This is a genomic window from Marivirga harenae (assembly GCF_030534335.1).
GTDB classification, from domain to species: domain Bacteria; phylum Bacteroidota; class Bacteroidia; order Cytophagales; family Cyclobacteriaceae; genus Marivirga; species Marivirga harenae.
The window spans coordinates 3,812,619-3,836,016 of record NZ_CP130565.1 but is presented as its reverse complement, the minus strand read 5'-3'; the positions used below and the strand labels follow the sequence as shown (position 1 = coordinate 3,836,016).

At 41.4% G+C, this 23,398-nt stretch carries 4 protein-coding genes; all 4 read right to left on the bottom strand.

Features of this window, described 5'->3' with window-relative positions:
• Positions 1-21 precede the first annotated feature (21 nt).
• The 4 genes from Q3Y49_RS16325 to Q3Y49_RS16310 all read right to left on the bottom strand — a co-directional run bounded on the left by Q3Y49_RS16325 (position 22) and on the right by Q3Y49_RS16310 (position 23,313).
• Positions 22-1,236 carry an aspartate aminotransferase family protein gene (locus Q3Y49_RS16325; protein WP_303269650.1) on the bottom strand — a complete coding sequence of 405 codons (1,215 nt, stop codon included), beginning with the start codon at positions 1,234-1,236 and terminating at the stop codon, positions 22-24.
• 13 nt (positions 1,237-1,249) lie between these two features.
• The gene (locus tag Q3Y49_RS16320) at positions 1,250-1,507 is read right to left on the bottom strand and encodes an acyl-CoA-binding protein (RefSeq protein WP_303269649.1); all 258 of its coding nucleotides are present in this window, start codon (positions 1,505-1,507) and stop codon (positions 1,250-1,252) included.
• 83 nt (positions 1,508-1,590) lie between these two features.
• Positions 1,591-2,877 carry a citrate synthase gene (locus Q3Y49_RS16315; RefSeq protein WP_303269647.1) on the bottom strand — a complete coding sequence of 429 codons (1,287 nt, stop codon included), beginning with the start codon at positions 2,875-2,877 and terminating at the stop codon, positions 1,591-1,593.
• 174 nt (positions 2,878-3,051) lie between these two features.
• On the bottom strand, positions 3,052-23,313 hold the full coding sequence (locus Q3Y49_RS16310) for an Ig-like domain-containing protein (RefSeq protein ID WP_303269646.1): 20,262 nt from the start codon (positions 23,311-23,313) through the stop codon (positions 3,052-3,054).
• Positions 23,314-23,398 lie beyond the last annotated feature (85 nt).

Here is a 23,398-nt window from a genome sequence, read left to right as displayed (position 1 = left end):
TTCTCTTACCAATTACAATAATTATGACTGATCATTATTAATCAGCTTTACGGCTTTCTCAATAGCCTCATTAATGACCTTGCAGGCTTTTTCAATTTCCTCGTCATTTATTGTTAGGGGAGGAGCAATTCTAAAGCTGTTTGGGCACGAAAGAAACCAAAAACAGATAACACCATTTTCCAGGCAGTTTTCAACAATCCTACCTACAATTTCTTCAGTTTCAAATTCAAAGGCAAACATCATCCCTTTTCTCCTTATTTCTACTATTGATGGATGATTTATTAAATTTTCAATTTTCTCACCTTTCCTTTCCACTTCATTCAAGAAATTACCTTCTAAGATGACTTCTAGGGTAGCAGCAGCTGCTGCACAACTCATTGGGTTTCCACCAAAGGTGTTGATGTGCCCTAGCATTGGTTGCTTGGTAAATAAATCCATATGATTTTTATCTGCAATAAAAGCGCCTAGTGGTAATCCGCCTCCTAGCGCTTTCGCAGTGCATAAAATATCTGGTTCAACTCCAAAATGTTCGAATGCAAAAAGCTTCCCCGTCCTTCCAATTCCAGATTGAATCTCATCCATAATTAGCAAAGTACCTGTTTCATTGCATTTTTTACGCAATGCTTCTAAAAATTTCCTCTCAGGAATTCGAACTCCTGCATCACCTTGAATGGTTTCAATTACGACACAAGCTGTTTTTCTACTAATTAAGTTTAAATCTTCGAATTTATTTAATCTTAAAAAACGAACGTCAGGTAGAAGAGGCCTGAACCTGTACTTTTTCTTTTCATTAGCTGAAATACTTAGTGCCCCATGCGTGCTGCCATGATAGGCACCTTTGAATGCAAGTAATTCGGTCCGACCTGTAACTCTCTTAGCTAATTTTAATGCTCCTTCAATGGATTCCGCTCCACTATTACAGAAATATACACTGTTTAGATGTTGTGGAAGGTTTTCAACAAGGATTCTTGCTAATTTATTTACTGATGATTGCACATACTCACCATAAACCATAATGTGCATGTGCTTTTCCAGTTGTTCTTTAATCGCGTTTACTACTTTTGGATGTTGGTGGCCTAAATTACTAACTGCAACACCGGAAATTAAGTCCATATATTTATTTCCATTCGTTGAATGTAAATAAATGCCTTCTGCGCGTTCTATCTCTAATAAAAAGGGAAAGGGCGAAGTTTGAGCTATATTTTTGAGAAATATATTTGTTTCCGTTGGTTGCAAATTAATATATTTATCAGTTAGCTAATTTATTGACTAGGTCAATGTATTCTTTCATGGCGTCTTCTGATGACTTACCTTTTAATTCTTCCCAAGCATTGTATTTTGCTATGGCTTTGAAATCGAAACCTCCAGGTCTTTCTCCTTTAACATCTCCCTCGTCTCCCTGTTTGTATAGTGCATATAGTTTTAGCAGTTCTTCATTTGAAGGCCTTTCACTGATATCCGTTTTTGACCTCTCGGCTGCATTTTTAAATTCTTCTTGTAAACTCATCTATGTGTTTTGTTATTTCTGTAAAAATAAAAAAGTCAACCCAGATTTATAGGTTGACTTTGAAAATAAATTACTTGTTATAATTATCTCTTGTTTAAATCAACATATGAACGAAGATTCTCTCCAGTATAAACCTGTCTTGGTCGTCCAATTGGTTCATTATTTTCTCTCATTTCCTTCCATTGTGCGATCCATCCTGGAAGTCGGCCTAATGCGAACATGACAGTAAACATCTCTGTCGGAATACCCATCGCTCTGTAAATAATACCTGAGTAGAAATCAACATTAGGATAAAGTTTTTTCTCTACAAAATACTCATCTTTCAAAGCAATTTGTTCCAATTCTTTGGCAATAGTTAATAACGGATCATCAACTCCTAATTGCCCTAAGACATCATCAGCTGCTTTTTTGATGATTTTAGCTCTTGGGTCAAAGTTTTTGTAAACTCTATGACCAAATCCCATTAAACGGAAAGGATCATTTTTATCTTTTGCTTTCGCAATAAATTTAGCGGTATCTCCACCTGCTTTTTCAATTTGTTCTAGCATTTCTAAAACTGCTTGATTAGCACCACCATGCAATGGCCCCCATAGTGCGTTGATACCAGCTGATATTGAGGCATACAAACTGGCTTGCGAACTTCCTACTACCCTAACAGTGGAAGTGGAACAGTTTTGCTCGTGATCAGCATGCAGAATTAATAAAGTGTTCAGTGCCTTAGCCACCACTGGATTTACTTTGTATTTTTCTGCTGGTAGGGCAAACATCATTTTAAGGAAATTTGACTGATAATCTAACTCATTATCAGGGTAATTTACCGGATGCCCAATTTGATTCTTAAATGCCCAAGCTGCAAAAGTTGGCATTTTAGATAATATTCTGATTATACTCAAATCAACTTCCTTAGCAGATCTGTTAGGATCCAATGATTCAGGATAGAAAGCTGTTAATGAACAAACCAAAGAGGATAAAACGCCCATTGGATGTGCATTTGATGGGAATCCATCTAATATTTTTTTAATATCTTCATGAACCAAGGTGTGTGTGGTAATTTGATTCTGAAATTTTTCTAGCTGAGCTTGAGTTGGTAAATCACCATATATCAATAGATATGATACTTCCAAAAATGATGATTTCTCGGCAAGTTCTTCTATAGAATAGCCTCTATATCTTAAGATCCCCTCTTCCCCATTTAAAAAAGTAATAGCACTTTTAGTAGAACCCGTGTTTTTAAATCCTGGATCGATTGTAATAAGTCCACTACTAGCCCTTAGTTTACTAATATCAACAGCTATCTCTTTTTCAGTACCTTGAATGACCGGTAGGTCGTAATCTTTTCCTGCGTATGATAATTTTGCGTGGTCTGACATGTATATTAAATTATATTAAATGTTGAAACAATGGTTTAAGAATTCACGAAATTAAGTAAAAAAATACTTTAATAAAACTGAGTGTACATTATCCTTAAATTATGATACTAAATACACTCATATGTCAAATAACGCCAGTTAATCAATATAGTTTTGAAAATTATATGAATAGAATTAATCAATCAAGACTATTTTTTGTCGATTGAGATCTCCATTAGAATTTTTGGAGATGACATGATATACTCCTGAGGCAAATCCACTTAAGTCAAGTTCAGTTTCAGTTGTATTACTTGGAATCTTACTTGTCTTTATGATTTTACCATTTGAATCCAGGATCATAATGTCAATATCCGAATTTAAAGCTTTAGCAAAGCGTATATTTAGATTTCCTCTGCTTGGATTTGGATATAGATTCATTCCAATTGATTCAAATCCTTCATTAATATTTAGGATCACTTTAGCATATTTAGCTTGATTTACATCGTCTATATTAATTTCAAATATTCTGTTTGTAATTTTATCTTGAACTATGGATACAATAGCTAGATCATCATTAGAATAGATTGAATTCACCTCCCACTCATACGTGTTAGTTATATTTTCTGAAAGTTCATCTAGATTTACTCCATTTATGTTTGGCAAAATCTTTCGTACGATATTTGTAAGTTCAGTATTATCAATAGATTTCTCAATAATAAAGTAGTACCCAATCAAATTAATGGTAGTATCGTTATTTGGACTTAAGCTAGCATCAAAACGAATGGTGTTTTCATTGGCAGTTTCATCAATGGAAACCTCAATTAAATTACTTGGTTCTAAAAGTGACCTTCGTGTTATAATTTGTTCAAATTCACTATTCAATAGGTTAGGAGATTCGAATATATTTCCTTCAAATAACTCCCCATCGATAATTAATGTAGGGCTTTCATCTACGTCATAGATACTTGCTCTAGCATCCATCTCTACTGAATTCCTGATATTGATCGAATCAGGAGATGGCAAAGAAATATGGAAATTCATTGGAAGCACATCTTTGCCCACTTCAGAAGAAACCAAATCTTCTACATTACTTCTATTATTGATATAATTCGCAGAATTTAAATTTGTGAAGCTTTCAAGTAGTACCAGCTTTTGTCTTTCGCCTACGTATATGTTATCAATTGCCATACCAATAGGAGTTCCACTGTACCTATCTCCTCTGAAGTTTATTCTAAAAGAGACACTAAGGAAATTACTGATTAAATCCTCACTAATCGAATGAGCAACTCTGATCCAATTTCTTTGATTCTCTGTAAAGTACCAAGCAAATGCATCTTCATTCGAAGTTTGTCCTCCAATTGGAAATCTGTTTGATATATTATACCAATTTAGTTCATCACCTTCTGATCCAAATACAAACCAGTTTTCACCATCAGTGGAGTATTCTAATATTGCACCTTCAAATCTTTCGTCTTCAACATCTAACCACATATCGAAAGCAATCATTGGTTTTTCTAAACTAGTAAGATCAAAAGTTGGGCTGTATAGGAAGGAATTTTCATTGACTTTATAACCCGATATACCATCTGTAGCGGTTTTCCAAATTTTACCTGGATTTGGATTGTCATTTTTACCTACGAAGGCTCCATTAGGGAAATCATGTATCCAAGAACTAGAAATAGTATCTATTGATTGAGAATACCAACCACCTGAATTTTGATCAAATGTTTCCAAATATGGATATGTATCTACAGCAGGAACTATATCAATCGTTTTTATGATTGAGTCTGTACATCCTAAAGATGAGGTGATAACCAATTTTACATCGTAAGCTCCGGCATTTTCATAATTGAATGATGGGTTTTCTAGGATAGAAATATCTGTATTCACACCTTCAACCCCAAAATCCCATTGGAATGACTCTATTAAATTTAAACTTGGGTCGCCATTCAATACATCTAGCATACTTTGATTGGTAAATTGTGTTGGTTGTTGACCATTGCTACTGGTTTTCAAATTATTAACTGAAAAATCAGTTTTTTGAATGTTCCCAACATTTATTGTAGTCGTCTTTTCAAAAGTACATCCTAAAGCAGTTGTTCCAACAATAGTAATTGATTTAACACCAGGAGAGCTGAATTGCTCGATTTGACCTTCTTCATATATCCTGTTTGGTGAATTTTCATATTCTAATTGGAATGACACTAAAGAATCTTGAGGGTGATCATAACCAGGATCAATGAAAATTTGAACTGCATTATCAACATCACAAATATTTTGATAAACTATTTCAATTTCTGGCGCAGGAATTCTCCTTATTTTCTTCGTTGTAAACGCTGTACAGCTGGTTTCAGATTCAAATATTGTATAAGTAATTTCAACGGAATCTAGACCAGCTACTTCTGGTGATGAAGCATTAAAGTAGGAGATACCACCTAAAATTTCTATACCCTTGCCGCTGAACGTTCCTCCTGATGAAGTTGGATCTAGTTCAAGGAAGGCATTAGAGCAAAAGAAACCCTCGCTGTCATCGGTTTCTATTTCAAAATTTGAGTTTGGTCCATTGGTAACTTGAACTGTGGTTTCAGTAGAATTAGTACATCCGTTACTGTTGGTAAATTCATAGGTGATAGTATATGGACCTCCAACTGTTGCTGTCTCAGGATTGAAGAAATATGCTCCATCCTGTTCAAAAACACCTCTACCAGTGAAAATACCTCCAGCTGGACTTCCGGTAAGTTCTTTGATTCCGTTTCTTATACAATACAAATTGTTCGGGAATGGATTTCCAGTAATTGCTACATTGGGTAGAAGATTTACTGCTACGGTCACCTCATCAAAGGTTGACGTACATGGGCCACTACCATCAGGGTCATTTACTGTAAATCGTAAAGTAACATTTTCACCATACTCACTTTCATCTGGGATATATGTAGTGATAGGAGAGGTGCTTGAAGTAAATGATCCATCTCCACCACTCCACTGGCCACTTCCAGATCCATTTAATAATTGAGCTTCTAGTGTAAGGTTTTCTCCTTCGCAAATGTCATTAGCAGGTAATATTTCAACTATTGCATTTGGATTAATAATTACAGAAAAAACTTCAGTATTTCCTGCACATGTCCCATCTAAAAGTCTAGGTGTAATGGTGTATACTACGGTATCTCTTTGGCCAGATACAGAATTTGTAAGGTTTCCTCCAATTGCAGTAGCAGTACTATCATTAGCGCCAGCTTCGTTTTCAGACACCGTCCAGAAATATTCAATATCATTTACGTGTAGATTGTTAGTCAAAGTTATTGGTAATTCAAAATCTTGACCACTGCACACAAAGTACTCGTTTTGAATATTTTGAAATTTGATTTCTGGTCTTACTGTAATGGTTAATTCTTCACTGGTGCCAATACAATTACTATTTAAAGGAGTGATTCCATATACTAAGTTTTGATCCGTGCCTGAAGTATTAATTAGATCGAGATTAATGTCGCCTGTACCCGACAATTCTACTCCTTGCACAACCGAAGTATCACCAGAAATGTAGGTCCATTCGAAATCGGTAGATGGTATACTAGACTCTGGCACAAACGAGAAAGTGTCATTTGAACAAGTTGTGAATTCTAAAATATTATTAGACAAAGTTGGATTTGGCAGTACTCTAACCTCAATAGTTTTAACAGGTCCCGCACAACCATCAATAGTGGAGAAAACTGTTATATTGGCCACATTATCCTCTGTATCTGAAGAATTAACCGCTGTAAATCCAGCAGGCGTTATAGACTGGTCAGTCGTACCGTCACTGTTATTTATCCCTATAGTTAAATTATCAATTTGCCATTCATAAGTTGCATCATCCCCAACATTATCAGAAAAATCAATATTTACGAAATCACCTTCACAAAATGCAGTGTCTGTATTTAGTATTATAGGTGATGGTTTTAAAGTAATTTTAAATGAATCAGGACTACTTAAACATCCATTTCTTTCACTAAAATATTTCACATATCCTTCAATCGGTATTCCTGTTTGATTATCTGCTAAATCAAAACCTGGGAAGATTCCAGTTCCTGACGTAGGAGTAGCATCTCCGATTAAGTCTGCATTGGTTACTTCCCAGCTGAAATTCCCCGTGCCAGAATCATGTCCAAAGGTCCTGCTATTTACAGATCCCGGGTAACATAAAGGTCCTTCATCAGGTTCCGAACTAACAAGTGGTTCATAGAATAGAGTAACATTAAAATCTTCACTAGACTCACAACCATTTTGTTCTGAAGTAACCTCAATATTAGATGTTATGTCTGCACCTGTTGTATTTAAGTTAGTAGTAAATTCAATATTTTGCCCATTTAAAATTGGGCCTACTGCAAAAACCGAATTATCAGAAACTGTTAATGTAAGGTTGGTATTAGATAAATCAGTAGTTACTGGGATCGAAATAAAATTGTTCGGACATAATTCAACATCACTAATTGGTGAAATAACCGGTGATGGATTTAAAGTTAATGAAAACGATTGCGATGTGCCAACACAAGAATTATTTGTCGGTGTGACTATAATATTAGCAACAATTGGAGAGCCGCTATTATTACTATTTGCTGTAAAATTGATATTGTCTCCATTGCCAGATGCAGCTAAACCAATTGCAGTATTATCATTTACCCAACTATAAGTTGTCGAAGCTCCCAAGCTATTCCCGAAATTTACACTATAGATTTCACCAGCGCATAATTCATCATCTGATATGGAGTTCATTATTGGAGTCGGCTTCAGCCTGATTTGGAAATTGATTTGATCACTTACACATCCATCCCATGTACTTGTAACCGTAACATTGGAAACAATAGTAGCGGTTGTATTATTACTATTAGCAGTAAATGCAGGTATATTTCCAGTTCCAGAGCTAGAAGGCAAACCGATTGCAGATGCATTTGAAGCTGTCCAGGATATTGTGCTAGCCCCTCCCGAATTATCAGATAGGGTCGTTGCAGAAATATTATCAGTAGCACAGATTTCAAAAGAAGAAACTGTGTTTAAAATAGGCTTTGGTTTAACTGTTACTGTGAAGGTTTCAACTTCGCTAATACAACCATTTCTTGTTGCCGTCACTGTAATATTACTGACCTGGTCAACCCCAGATAGGTTTTCGCTTGCGTTAACGTTGATATTACCATTGCCAGCTGCAGCAATTCCAGTTGCTGTATTATCATTAGTCCAACTAAATGTACTTCCGCTTACATTACTACTAAAGGAAGTACTTATGTTATCAAAAGAACATACTTCGATAGAGCTAAAAGGAGCTATTACCGGTTTTGGTAATAAAGTTACTGTGAAAGTTTTGATAGTACTAGCACAACCGTTTAGGGTGGCCGAATAAGTGAAATTGCTTGTAATTGCAGCACCTGTATTATTTGACTCAGCTGTAAAGCTTATATCGCCAGACCCATTGCTTACAAGTCCTACTCCAACGGCCGTATTATCATTTGACCATGAAAATGTTTCGCCCGTTGTATTTGCATTGAAGTTTACATTTACTGTGGATCCAGGGCAAACTTGAATATTACTTACACCATCTATAACAGGAGTCGGTTTAACATCTATATTGAAAGTTTCGGAGGCAGCGCTACATCCATTTAAAACATAATCAATAGTGACAACAGAAGTAATAACGGCCCCGCTCGTATTTGATTGAGCATTCAAGGCCGGTAGATTACCAGTGCCGCTAGACGAAATTCCTAACTGAGATGAATTCGTTAATGACCAATTGAACGTACCACCAGATATATCAGCACTAAAGCTTGTACTCCCATGGGTATCACCAGGGCAAAGGCTTAAGTCAGAAACAGGGTCGATTACCGGTACAGGATTTATGGTGAGTTCCATTTGATCTACTTCAGCTGCACAAGGGCCTGCAGAACTTGCCGTTAAAGTCAATGTGATTGGTGAGTTTGCAAAATCCGTTGGCCCCGGTGTGTACATTGGTGTTATTGCTGTATCATCATTAAATGATCCGTCTCCGTTTGATGTCCATAAAAGAGTAGATGCATTACTTTCGGATGGTAAAGTCGAAGAGTTAGAAAGATCTAATACATCTCCGTCACAAATTATTTCATCCGAACCCGCGGTTAAAACAATTTGAGGATTTACAGTAAAGTCCACTTGCGCCCTATCAAAACAGTTAGTTGCATTTAATGTAACTCTTGCGTAATAAGTGGCACTCCCATTAATATCTACGTCAGTTTCGTCAAGAACTGGATTTGTTAAACTGCTATTTGTAAACCATGCAATTGTAACATTCGATTGATTTTCAGTTGTAACATCGGTGTTATATGATGTTAAATTTACGTTTACACTGCCAGACCCGGAAGTATCTTCACAAAGGGTGTAGGACTGATCCACCACGGTTGGCAGCGATCTAATTGTGATAATTTTTGTGGTAATATCACTAGGACAAGAAGAACCAGAATTTGCTACAAATTCAAAGGTTACATTTCCAAAATAGGATCCATCCGGAGTGAAAACTGATTCCCAGGTACCAGAATTGTTTGCAGTGGCAGACAGAGTTCCAGAATTCTCAGGACCAGATCCCTGGCCAGTTTGAATAATCCAAGAACCTGTGGAAGCACCCGAATTTATTGTACCTCCCAGGGTAATTGGTTCTGAAATACATACTTCTGAACCAGTGGAAGTTACGGTCCCAACTGGAAGAACTGAAATTGCAATAACTTTAGTATCGACCGCATCCACACAAGACCCATTTCCACTGACTGTAAGTGTTAGCGTCACATTTGTACCTGCATCAGTCGGATCAGGCGTATAAGTTGGTGTAATAGTATTTGCATCAGTTAAAACCCCATTACCATCAGAAGTCCAGTTAATTCCAGCACTATTAGTAACTGCGGCATCACTAACGGTGTAAGCAGTATTTTCACAAACTTCATCATCAGCACCAGCATTTGCAGTAGGCTCAGCAGTAACCGCTAAGACTTTAGTATCGACCGCATCCACACAAGACCCATTTCCACTGACCGTAAGTGTTAGCGTCACATTTGTACCTGCATCAGTCGGATCAGGTGTATAAGTTGGCGTAGAGGTGGTGGCATTTGTTAAAACCCCATTACCATCAGTAGTCCAGTTAATTCCGGCACTATTAGTAGTAGCGGCATCACTGACGGTGTAAGCAGTATTTTCACAAACTTCGTCATCAGCTCCAGCATTTGCAGTAGGCTCAGCAGTAACCATTAAGACTTTAGTATCGACCGCATCCACACAAGACCCATTTCCACTGACCGTAAGTGTTAGCGTCACATTTGCACCTGCATCCAAAGGATCAGGTGTATAAGTTGGCGTAGAGGTGTTAGCATTAGTTAAGACTCCATTACCATCGGAAGTCCAAGTAATTCCAGCACTATTAGTAATAGCGGCATCACTGACGGTGTAAGCAGTATTTTCACAAACTTCATCATCAGTTCCAGCATTGGCAGTAGGCTCAGCAGTAACAGCCAATACTTTGGTATCGACTGCATCCACACAAGACCCATTTCCACTGACCGTAAGAGTTAAGGTCACATTTGTACCGGCATCTAATGGGTCTGGCGTATAAGTTGGCGTAGAGGTGGTGGCATTAGTTAAAACCCCATTACCATCAGAAGTCCAGTTAATTCCAGCACTATTAGTAGTAGCGGCATCACTGACGGTGTAAGCAGTATTTTCACAAACTTCATCATCAGCGCCAGCATTTGCAGTAGGCTCAGCAGTAACAGCCAATACTTTGGTATCGACTGCATCCACACAAGATCCATTTCCACTCACTGTAAGAGTTAAGGTCACATTTGTACCGGCATCCAAAGGATCTGGCGTATAAGTTGGCGTAGAGGTGTTAGCATTAGTTAAAACCCCATTACCATCAGTAGTCCAGTTAATTCCGGCACTATTAGTAACAGCGGCATCACTGACAGTATAAGCAGTATTTTCACAAACTTCATCATCAGTTCCAGCATTGGCAGTAGGCTCAGCAGTAACCGCTAAGATTTTAGTATCGACCGCGTCCACACAAGAACCATTTCCACTGACCGTAAGTGTTAGCGTCACATTTGTACCTGCATCTAATGGGTCTGGCGTATAAGTTGGCGTAGAGGTGGTGGCATTAGTTAAAACTCCATTACCATCAGTAGTCCAGTTCATTCCGGCACTATTAGTAATAGTGGCATCACTGACGGTGTAAGCAGTATTTTCACAAACTTCATCATCAGTTCCAGCATTGGCAGTAGGCTCAGCAGTAACAGCCAATACTTTGGTATCGACTGCATCCACACAAGACCCATTTCCACTGACCGTAAGAGTTAAGGTCACATTTGTACCGGCATCTAATGGGTCTGGCGTATAAGTTGGCGTAGAGGTGGTGGCATTAGTTAAAACCCCATTACCATCAGAAGTCCAGTTAATTCCAGCACTATTAGTAATAGCGGCATCACTGACGGTGTAAGCAGTATTTTCACAAACTTCATCATCAGCTCCAGCATTAGCAGTTGGCTCAGCGGTAATTGTCAGGGCTTTAGAATCTTGCACCGTAGCACAAGATCCATTGCCAGTGGCGGTTAAGGTCAAGGTGACTATAGTTCCTGCGTCTGTAGATGCAGGTGAATAAGTTGGATTGATAAGATTCGGATCATCAAAGGAGCCGTCACCGTCTTCAGACCAGAAAAAGGTGTTTTCATCTGTAACACTAGCATCTGTCACTTGAAAAGTGGTATTTACGCAAATCTCATCATCAGCGCCAGCATTTGCAGTAGGCTCAGCAGTAACCGTTAAGACTTTAGTATCGACCGCATCCACACAAGACCCATTTCCACTTACCGTAAGTGTTAGCGTCACATTTGTACCTGCATCAGTCGGATCAGGCGTATAAGTTGGTGTAATAGTATTTGCATCAGTTAAAACCCCATTACCATCAGAAGTCCAGTTAATTCCAGCACTATTAGTAATAGCGGCATCACTGACGGTGTAAGCAGTATTTTCACAAACTTCATCATCAGTTCCAGCATTGGCAGTAGGCTCAGCAGTAACAGCCAATACTTTGGTATCGACTGCATCCACACAAGACCCATTTCCACTGACCGTAAGAGTTAAGGTCACATTTGTACCGGCATCTAATGGGTCTGGCGTATAAGTTGGCGTAGAGGTGGTGGCATTAGTTAAAACCCCATTACCATCAGAAGTCCAGTTAATTCCAGCACTATTAGTAACTGCGGCATCACTAACGGTGTAAGCAGTATTTTCACAAACTTCATCATCAGCTCCAGCATTTGCAGTAGGCTCAGCAGTAACCGCTAAGACTTTAGTATCGACCGCATCCACACAAGACCCATTTCCACTGACCGTAAGTGTTAGCGTCACATTTGCACCGGCATCCAAAGGATCTGGCGTATAAGTTGGCGTAGAGGTGGTGGCATTAGTTAAAACCCCATTACCATCAGTAGTCCAGTTAATTCCAGCACTATTAGTAACAGTGGCATCACTAACGGTGTAAGCAGTATTTTCGCAAACTTCATCATCAAGACCAGCATTTGCAGTAGGCTCAGCAGTAACCGCTAAGACTTTAGTATCGACTGCATTCACACAAGATCCATTTCCACTCACTGTAAGAGTTAAGGTCACATTTGTACCGGCATCCAAAGGATCTGGCGTATAAGTTGGCGTAGAGGTGGTGGCATTAGTTAAAACCCCATTACCATCAGTAGTCCAGTTAATTCCGGCACTATTAGTAACAGCGGCATCACTGACAGTATAAGCAGTATTTTCACAAACTTCATCATCAGCACCAGCATTAGCAGTTGGCTCAGCAGTAACAGCCAAAACTTTAGTATCGACCGCATCTGCACAAGCACTAAACCCATCGACCGTTAAGGTAAGGGTTACATTGCTGCCGGCATCCGCAACCACTGGAATATAGGTAGGAGAGATTGTTGTGGCATTTGAGATAGAACCTGCGCCATCATGTGTCCATAAAATTCCAGCACTATTTGTAACGCTTGCATCTGAAATGTTGTACGAAGTATTCACGCAGACTTCATCATCAGCTCCAGCATTGGCAGTTGGTTCCGCAATAACATTTAATAGATTGATTGATTCTGTTTTTGAGCATCCATCTGCAGTTGTGTAAGTCACATCTACTTCTTGGTTGCCCAAAGGTACAGAAGTTGCATCAAAAGTAGAGCCCGATACTCCAGGGCCAGCAAATGAGAAAGTTCCACCGCCAATATTTGCACTTAGTCCAATGCTGTTTAAGTCTATAGAACTTTCATTTTCACATACTTCTGTTGACGGGAAGTAATTATTAATATCGGGTGTTGGGTGTAAAGTAATTGTAAAGTCTGTTGTAACAGGAGTGGTACAAACAGAATTAGATGCTGAAACTGTAATAGTTGTTACAATGTCACTTATAGTATTATTAGACCCTGTTACGAATGTCAAACTTGATCCTCCAGTTGCAGGGTTTCCAACATCGGTATTATTTGATGTCCATGTAATATTGTCTGTGCCTGAAATAGTACTAAAATCTATATCAATTAATTGACCAGCACATGCAGTCACATCAATTGGTACTGGTGAGAATTGAGGAGCTTCATTATTTGAAAGTATCACATCATCAAATGAATTACTGCAGCTTCCATTAGAAATAGTCCACCTTAAAGTTGCAGAACTACCTACTGGAATACCTGATACTGTTGAAGTTCGAGAACTAGGTGAAGTGATAGTAGCTGTACCTGTTTCTAAAGTCCAGTTTCCTGTACCTATTGCAGGGTTATTTGCAGCAAGCGTAAAGTTTCCATCCTGACAATTTTCTTGATCAGGTCCAGCATTGGCAGGAGTTGGATTAGCATCAAACTCAATGTCCACAGTAGAAGAGCTAGCCGCACAGCTTCCATTGGAGATGGTCCACTGTAGGGTATAAGTAAATTCAGCTGACCCAGTAAAGATAGTAGTAGGGTCAGTGTTATCTACAAAGGCTCCGCTACCATCCCCAGTAATGATAGTCCAAAGGCCAGTACCCACAGTTGGAGTATTAGCTGTTAGGGAAGTCGTTGTTCCACAGTTAGCAGCAGCAGCTGTTTGGTCCGTCCCAGCATTAGCAGCCGTAGGGGCCTGATCAAATTGAATGGTAACTTCATCAAAGCTATCGGCACAAACACCATTAGAGACCGTCCAACGTAAGGTATAGGTTTCACCGGCAGTACCCGTAAATCCAGAGGTATTGCTAGAAGGAGTAGTAATGCTACCACCCGCCCCTGTATTAGAAGGAGCCAAGCTCCAGAGTCCGCTACCAATAGCCGGAGCATTAGCGGCAAGCGTGGTGCCTGTCCCACAAAGTTGTTGATCAGGTCCAGCATTGGCAGGAGTTGGATTAGCATCAAACTCAATGTCCACAGTAGAAGAGCTAGCCGCACAGCTTCCATTGGAGATGGTCCACTGTAGGGTATAAGTAAATTCAGCTGACCCAGTAAAGATAGTAGTAGGGTCGGTGTTATCTACAAAAGCTCCGCTACCATCCCCAGTAATGATGGTCCAAAGGCCAGTACCCACAGTTGGAGTATTAGCTGTTAGGGAAGTCGTTGTTCCACAGTTAGCAGCAGCAGCTGTTTGGTCCGTCCCAGCATTAGCAGCCGTAGGGGCCTGATCAAATTGAATGGTAACTTCATCAAAGCTATCGGCACAAACACCATTAGAGACCGTCCAACGTAAGGTATAGGTTTCACCGGCAGTACCCGTAAATCCAGAGGTATTGCTAGAAGGAGTAGTAATGCTACCACCCGCCCCTGTATTAGAAGGAGCCAAACTCCAGAGTCCGCTACCGATAGCCGGAGCATTAGCCGCAAGCGAGGTGCCTGTCCCACAAAGTTGTTGATCAGGTCCAGCATTGGCAGGAGTTGGATTAGCATCAAACTCAATGTCCACAGTAGAAGAGCTAGCCGCACAGCTTCCATTGGAGATGGTCCACTGTAGGGTATAAGTAAATTCAGCTGACCCAGTAAAGATAGTAGTAGGGTCGGTGTTATCTACAAAGGCTCCGCTACCATCCCCAGTAATGATGGTCCAAAGGCCAGTACCCACAGTTGGAGTATTAGCTGTTAGGGAAGTCGTTGTTCCACAGTTAGCAGCAGCAGCTGTTTGGTCCGTCCCAGCATTAGCAGCCGTAGGGGCCTGATCAAATTGAATGGTAACTTCATCAAAGCTATCGGCACAAACACCATTAGAGACCGTCCAACGCAAGGTATAGGTTTCACCGGCAGTACCCGTAAATCCAGAGGTATTGCTAGAAGGAGTAGTAATGCTACCACCCGCCCCTGTATTAGAAGGAGCCAAACTCCAGAGTCCGCTACCGATAGCCGGAGCATTAGCCGCAAGCGAGGTGCCTGTCCCACAAAGTTGTTGATCAGGTCCAGCATTGGCAGGAGTTGGATTAGCATCAAACTCAATGTCCACAGTAGAAGAGCTAGCCGCACAGCTTCCATTGGAGATGGTCCACTGTAGGGTATAAGTAAATTCAGCTGACCCAGTAAAGATAGTAGTAGGGTCGGTGTTATCTACAAAAGCTCCGCTACCATCCCCAGTAATGATGGTCCAAAGGCCAGTACCCACAGTTGGAGTATTAGCTGTTAGGGAAGTCGTTGTTCCACAGTTAGCAGCAGCAGCTGTTTGGTCCGTCCCAGCATTAGCAGCCGTAGGGGCCTGATCAAATTGAATGGTAACTTCATCAAAGCTATCGGCACAAACACCATTAGAGACCGTCCAACGCAAGGTATAGGTTTCACCGGCAGTACCCGTAAATCCAGAGGTATTGCTAGAAGGAGTAGTAATGCTACCACCCGCCCCTGTATTAGAAGGAGCCAAACTCCAGAGTCCGCTACCGATAGCCGGAGCATTAGCCGCAAGCGAGGTGCCTGTCCCACAAAGTTGTTGATCAGGTCCAGCATTGGCAGGAGTTGGATTAGCATCAAACTCAATGTCCACAGTAGAAGAGCTAGCCGCACAGCTTCCATTGGAGATGGTCCACTGTAGGGTATAAGTAAATTCAGCTGACCCAGTAAAGATAGTAGTAGGGTCAGTGTTATCTACAAAGGCTCCGCTACCATCCCCAGTAATGATAGTCCAAAGGCCAGTACCCACAGTTGGAGTATTAGCTGTTAGGGAAGTCGTTGTTCCACAGTTAGCAGCAGCAGCAGTTTGGTCCGTCCCAGCATTAGCAGCCGTAGGGGCCTGATCAAATTGAATGGTAACTTCATCAAAGCTATCGGCACAAACACCATTAGAGACCGTCCAACGTAAGGTATAGGTTTCACCGGCAGTACCCGTAAATCCAGAGGTATTGCTAGAAGGAGTAGTAATGCTACCACCCGCCCCTGTATTAGAAGGAGCCAAACTCCAGAGTCCGCTACCGATAGCCGGAGCATTAGCCGCAAGGGAGGTGCCTGTCCCACAAAGTTGTTGATCAGGTCCAGCATTGGCAGGAGTTGGATTAGCATCAAACTCAATGTCCACAGTAGAAGAGCTAGCCGCACAGCTTCCATTGGAGATGGTCCACTGTAGGGTATAAGTAAATTCAGCTGACCCAGTAAAGATAGTAGTAGGGTCAGTGTTATCTACAAAGGCTCCGCTACCATCCCCAGTAATGATGGTCCAAAGTCCAGTGCCCACAGTTGGAGCATTAGCCGTAAGGGAAGTCGTTGTTCCACAGTTAGCAGCAGCAGCTGTTTGGTCCGTCCCAGCATTAGCAGCCGTAGGGGCCTGATCAAATTGAATGGTAACTTCATCAAAGCTATCGGCACAAACACCATTAGAGACCGTCCAACGTAAGGTATAGGTTTCACCGGCAGTACCCGTAAATCCAGAGGTATTGCTAGAAGGAGTAGTAATGCTACCACCCGCCCCTGTATTAGAAGGAGCCAAACTCCAGAGTCCGCTACCGATAGCCGGAGCATTAGCCGCAAGGGAGGTGCCTGTCCCACAAAGTTGTTGATCAGGTCCAGCATTGGCAGGAGTTGGATTAGCATCAAACTCAATGTCCACAGTAGAAGAGCTAGCCGCACAGCTTCCATTGGAGATGGTCCACTGTAGGGTATAAGTAAATTCAGCTGACCCAGTAAAGATAGTAGTAGGGTCGGTGTTATCTACAAAAGCTCCGCTACCATCCCCAGTAATGATGGTCCAAAGTCCAGTGCCCACAGTTGGAGCATTAGCCGTAAGGGAAGTCGTTGTTCCACAGTTAGCAGCAGCAGCTGTTTGGTCCGTCCCAGCATTAGCAGCCGTAGGGGCCTGATCAAATTGAATGGTAACTTCATCAAAGCTATCGGCACAAACACCATTAGAGACCGTCCAACGTAAGGTATAGGTTTCACCGGCAGTACCCGTAAATCCAGAGGTATTGCTAGAAGGAGTAGTAATGCTACCACCCGCCCCTGTATTAGAAGGAGCCAAACTCCAGAGTCCGCTACCGATAGCCGGAGCATTAGCCGCAAGGGAGGTGCCTGTCCCACAAAGTTGTTGATCAGGTCCAGCATTGGCAGGAGTTGGATTAGCATCAAACTCAATGTCCACAGTAGAAGAGCTAGCCGCACAGCTTCCATTGGAGATGGTCCACTGTAGGGTATAAGTAAATTCAGCTGACCCAGTAAAGATAGTAGTAGGGTCGGTGTTATCTACAAAAGCTCCGCTACCATCCCCAGTAATGATGGTCCAAAGGCCAGTACCCACAGTTGGAGTATTAGCTGTTAGGGAAGTCGTTGTTCCACAGTTAGCAGCAGCAGCTGTTTGGTCCGTCCCAGCATTAGCAGCCGTAGGGGCCTGATCAAATTGAATGGTAACTTCATCAAAGCTATCGGCACAAACACCATTAGAGACCGTCCAACGTAAGGTATAGGTTTCACCGGCAGTACCCGTAAATCCAGAGGTATTGCTAGAAGGAGTAGTAATGCTACCACCCGCCCCTGTATTAGAAGGAGCCAAACTCCAGAGTCCGCTACCGATAGCCGGAGCATTAGCCGCAAGGGAGGTGCCTGTCCCACAAAGTTGTTGATCAGGTCCAGCATTGGCAGGAGTTGGATTAGCATCAAACTCAATGTCCACAGTAGAAGAGCTAGCCGCACAGCTTCCATTGGAGATGGTCCACTGTAGGGTATAAGTAAATTCAGCTGACCCAGTAAAGATAGTAGTAGGGTCAGTGTTATCTACAAAAGCTCCGCTACCATCCCCAGTAATGATGGTCCAAAGTCCAGTGCCCACAGTTGGAGCATTAGCCGTAAGGGTAGTCGTTGTTCCACAGTTAGCAGCAGCAGCTGTTTGGTCCGTCCCAGCATTAGCAGCCGTAGGGGCCTGATCAAATTGAATGGTAACTTCATCAAAGCTATCGGCACAAACACCATTAGAGACCGTCCAACGTAAGGTATAGGTTTCACCGGCAGTACCCGTAAATCCAGAGGTATTGCTAGAAGGAGTAGTAATGCTACCACCCGCCCCTGTATTAGAAGGAGCCAAACTCCAGAGTCCGCTACCGATAGCCGGAGCATTAGCCGCAAGGGAGGTGCCTGTCCCACAAAGTTGTTGATCAGGTCCAGCATTGGCAGGAGTTGGATTAGCATCAAACTCAATGTCCACAGTAGAAGAGCTAGCCGCACAGCTTCCATTGGAGATGGTCCACTGTAGGGTATAAGTAAATTCAGCTGACCCAGTAAAGATAGTAGTAGGGTCAGTGTTATCTACAAAGGCTCCGCTACCATCCCCAGTAATGATGGTCCAAAGTCCAGTGCCCACAGTTGGAGCATTAGCCGTAAGGGAAGTCGTTGTTCCACAGTTAGCAGCAGCAGCTGTTTGGTCCGTCCCAGCATTAGCAGCCGTAGGGGCCTGATCAAATTGAATGGTAACTTCATCAAAGCTATCGGCACAAACACCATTAGAGACCGTCCAACGTAAGGTATAGGTTTCACCGGCAGTACCCGTAAATCCAGAGGTATTGCTAGAAGGAGTAGTAATGCTACCACCCGCCCCTGTATTAGAAGGAGCCAAACTCCAGAGTCCGCTACCGATAGCCGGAGCATTAGCCGCAAGGGAGGTGCCTGTCCCACAAAGTTGTTGATCAGGTCCAGCATTGGCAGGAGTTGGATTAGCATCAAACTCAATGTCCACAGTAGAAGAGCTAGCCGCACAGCTTCCATTGGAGATGGTCCACTGTAGGGTATAAGTAAATTCAGCTGACCCAGTAAAGATAGTAGTAGGGTCGGTGTTATCTACAAAAGCTCCGCTACCATCCCCAGTAATGATGGTCCAAAGGCCAGTACCCACAGTTGGAGTATTAGCTGTTAGGGAAGTCGTTGTTCCACAGTTAGCAGCAGCAGCTGTTTGGTCCGTCCCAGCATTAGCAGCCGTAGAGGCCTGATCAAATTGAATGGTAACTTCATCAAAGCTATCGGCACAAACACCATTAGAGACCGTCCAACGTAAGGTATAGGTTTCACCGGCAGTACCCGTAAATCCAGAGGTATTGCTAGAAGGAGTAGTAATGCTACCACCCGCCCCTGTATTAGAAGGAGCCAAACTCCAGAGTCCGCTACCGATAGCCGGAGCATTAGCCGCAAGCGAGGTGCCTGTCCCACAAAGTTGTTGATCAGGTCCAGCATTGGCAGGAGTTGGAGGCTGATTTATTGAAATAGTTTCTGTGTCCGTAAGATCATCGGTACATAAGGTTGATTGATTTGTAGCACGAACTGTAATGATTTCAGTACCATCACTTCCTAAAGCAGCATAATCAAAAGCATTAGATGTGATGTTAATAGTCCCTCCATTTCCGCCCATAGCGGCCGAGATCGCAGAATTACTTTCATCAAATAATTGGTAATCTACACCCGTCTGTGATCCAGCAATACTGAAATTTAATGTGTTTCCATCACAAACTTCCACAGCAGTAGGAGTAACAGTGAGGGTGTTAACAGGTAAAGGATTGATGTTAACTGTAGTAGCTGAAGATGCACTGCTAAAGCAAGTCTCGGTATTATCGCCATTGGTTACTTCAACTGTATAATTTCCACTTTCAGAAACTAAGGTTAGTGAAATGTCTCTAGTGGTTAATGCAGGCACTAAAACTCCATCTTTGTACCATCTATAGGAGCCTTCAGTGGTGCCAGGAGCTATGGAAGAAGTCAAGGTGACTGATCCACCTTCACAAACTGACACGCTCGGACCTTGAAGAATGGAAGGTGCAGCGGGAGCATTTTCTACAGTTACACTGATTCCCGCGTGTGTATCAGCACAAGCGTTCCCGTCAGTTCCAGTAACCGTAACAACATCTCCATCAGCCAAAGTTGAAGTAGAGAAGGTGTTAGAAGCTGAAGGACCTTGCACCGCAAGACCATTTACAAAAAACTGATAAGTTGAGGCACCTCCTGCAGAGAAAACAATAGTTGATCCATTACAAATAACATTATCAATGTCATCGCTATTTAAAGTTACAACGGGTAACTCATTAATAGTAATAGTTTCTGTGTCCGTAAGATCATCGGTACATAAGGTTGATTGATTTGTGGCACGAACTGTAATGATTTCAGTACCATCACTTCCTAAAGCAGCATAATCAAAAGCATTAGATGTGATATTAATAGTCCCTCCATTTCCGCCCATAGCGGCCGAGATCGCAGAATTACTTTCATCAAATAATTGGTAATCTACACCCGTCTGTGATCCAGCAATACTGAAATTTAATGTGTTTCCATCACAAACTTCCACAGCAGTAGGAGTAACAGTGAGGGTGTTAACAGGTAAAGGATTGATGTTAACTGTAGTAGCTGAAGATGCACTGCTAAAGCAAGTCTCGGTATTATCGCCATTGGTTACTTCAACTTTATAATTTCCACTTTCAGAAACTAAGGTTAGTGAAATGTCTCTAGTGGTTAATGCAGGCACTAAAACTCCATCTTTGTACCATCTATAGGAGCCTTCAGTGGTGCCAGGAGCTATGGAAGAAGTCAAGGTGACTGATCCACCTTCACAAACTGACACGCTCGGACCTTGAAGAATGGAAGGTGCAGCGGGAGCATTTTCTACAGTTACACTGATTCCCGCATGTGTATCAGCACAAGCGTTCCCGTCAGTTCCAGTAACCGTAACAACATCTCCATCAGCCAAAGTTGAAGTAGAAAAGGTGTTAGAAGCTGAAGGACCTTGCACCGCAAGACCATTTACAAAAAACTGATAAGTTGAGGCACCTCCTGCAGAGAAAACAATAGTTGATCCATTACAAATAACATTATCAATGTCATCGCTATTTAAAGTTACAACGGGTAACTCATCAATAGTAATAGTTTCTGTGTCCGTAAGATCATCGGTACATAAGGTTGATTGATTTGTAGCACGAACTGTAATGATTTCAGTACCATCACTTCCTAAAGCAGCATAATCAAAAGCATTAGATGTGATATTAATAGTCCCTCCATTTCCGCCCATAGCGGCCGAGATCGCAGAATTACTTTCATCAAATAATTGGTAATCTACACCCGTCTGTGATCCAGCAATACTGAAATTTAATGTGTTTCCGTCACAAACTTCCACAGCAGTAGGAGTAACAGTGAGGGTGTTAACAGGTAAAGGATTGATGTTAACTGTAGTAGCTGAAGATGCACTGCTAAAGCAAGTCTCGGTATTATCGCCATTGGTTACTTCAACTGTATAATTTCCACTTTCAGAAACTAAGGTTAGTGAAATGTCTCTTGTAGTCAATGCAGGCACTAAAACTCCATCTTTGTACCATCTGTAGGAGCCTTCAGTGGTGCCAGGAGCTATGGAAGAAGTCAAGGTGACTGATCCACCTTCACAAACTGACACGCTCGGACCTTGAAGAATGGAAGGTGCAGTGGGAGCATTTTCTACAGTTACACTGATTCCCGCGTGTGTATCAGCACAAGCGTTCCCGTCAGTTCCAGTAACCGTAACAACATCTCCATCAGCCAAAGTTGAAGTAGAAAAGGTGTTAGAAGCTGAAGGACCTTGCACCGCAAGACCATTTACAAAAAACTGATAAGTTGAGGCACCTCCTGCAGAGAAAACAATAGTTGATCCATTACAAATAACATTATCAATGTCATCGCTATTTAAAGTTACAACGGGTAACTCATTAATAGTAATAGTTTCTGTGTCCGTAAGATCATCGGTACATAAGGTTGATTGATTTGTAGCACGAACTGTAATGATTTCAGTACCATCACTTCCTAAAGCAGCATAATCAAAAGCATTAGATGTGATATTAATAGTCCCTCCATTTCCGCCCATAGCGGCCGAGATCGCAGAATTACTTTCATCAAATAATTGGTAATCTACACCCGTCTGTGATCCAGCAATACTGAAATTTAATGTGTTTCCGTCACAAACTTCCACAGCAGTAGGAGTAACAGTGAGTGAATTGTTTGGTAGTGGATTTACTATTAACGAAACTAATGCAGACTCACTCTCACAGCCTTGTGCAGAGGTTTCCGTTACATAAACGTTGGTAGTGCCAGATGCAGAATTATCAAAGCCAATATCTGCGGTAGTTGGGTTTGTCCCTGTTGTTAAAACTGTTGTTAAACCAGCGTCAGAATACCAAGTTATTGTACCACCAGTTCCAGAGGCTGAGGGTGACGCTATTGCTTCATTCAGGCAAACCGTTTGACTTTGATTCGTTATAGTTGGGTGGGAAGGCAGTGCTTCAACAGTTAAAGCAGCAACATTGGAAGTAGCCATAGGTAAACAACTACCCACAATATTTGCTCTATAGGTATAGCCATCTGCAGTAGTTGGAGCATTATTTATTTGTAAAGTGGGAGACGTAAAATTACTATATATTCCACCATCAGTTGATAGATTAATATCGTCAAAACCACCACCATCATTTCTTTGCCATTGATAGCTCAAACTATTACCTGTAGCGGTAACAGAAAAATTAGCATTTTCCTCTTCACAAACCGTTTCAGCAATTGGTTGACCTGTAATTGTAGGAGATTCTATGCTTGATAAATTCCCAAAAGTTGCACCACCGGCAAAATTAATAGTCCCAGCTGGAACTGAGGCAGTTCCTTCAACCATATCACTATTGCTAGAAGTATTTATGGCTCTTACCTGTAAGTTTTGCAATGTAAACTGATCTAAAAAAGAGGTACCAGTAACATCGTACTGAATTTCAACATATGAAGGTGTAATAGTAATATTGTCTATATTTAACTCGTTAGTGGTGAATGAGTAAAAGCTCGAAGAGCCTGAAACTGATTTAAATTCAAAATTTGCTGGAATAGATAGTCTGAAATAAATATTGGTTCCAGGACTAAAATCTGAGTTTGAATTCTCTGCAACTGTAATGTCACCAAGACCATAATAACCTCCATCAACACAAATATTACTGAGGTCAGCTTGGGTAATCATTACCTGGCCGTTACTCTTCTGGCTCATTAAGAATAATGAGGTAAAGGCAAGTACAATTATTTTAGTATATCTGTAAATGTGTTTCGTAACTTTTTATTTAAGTGTAACTTAC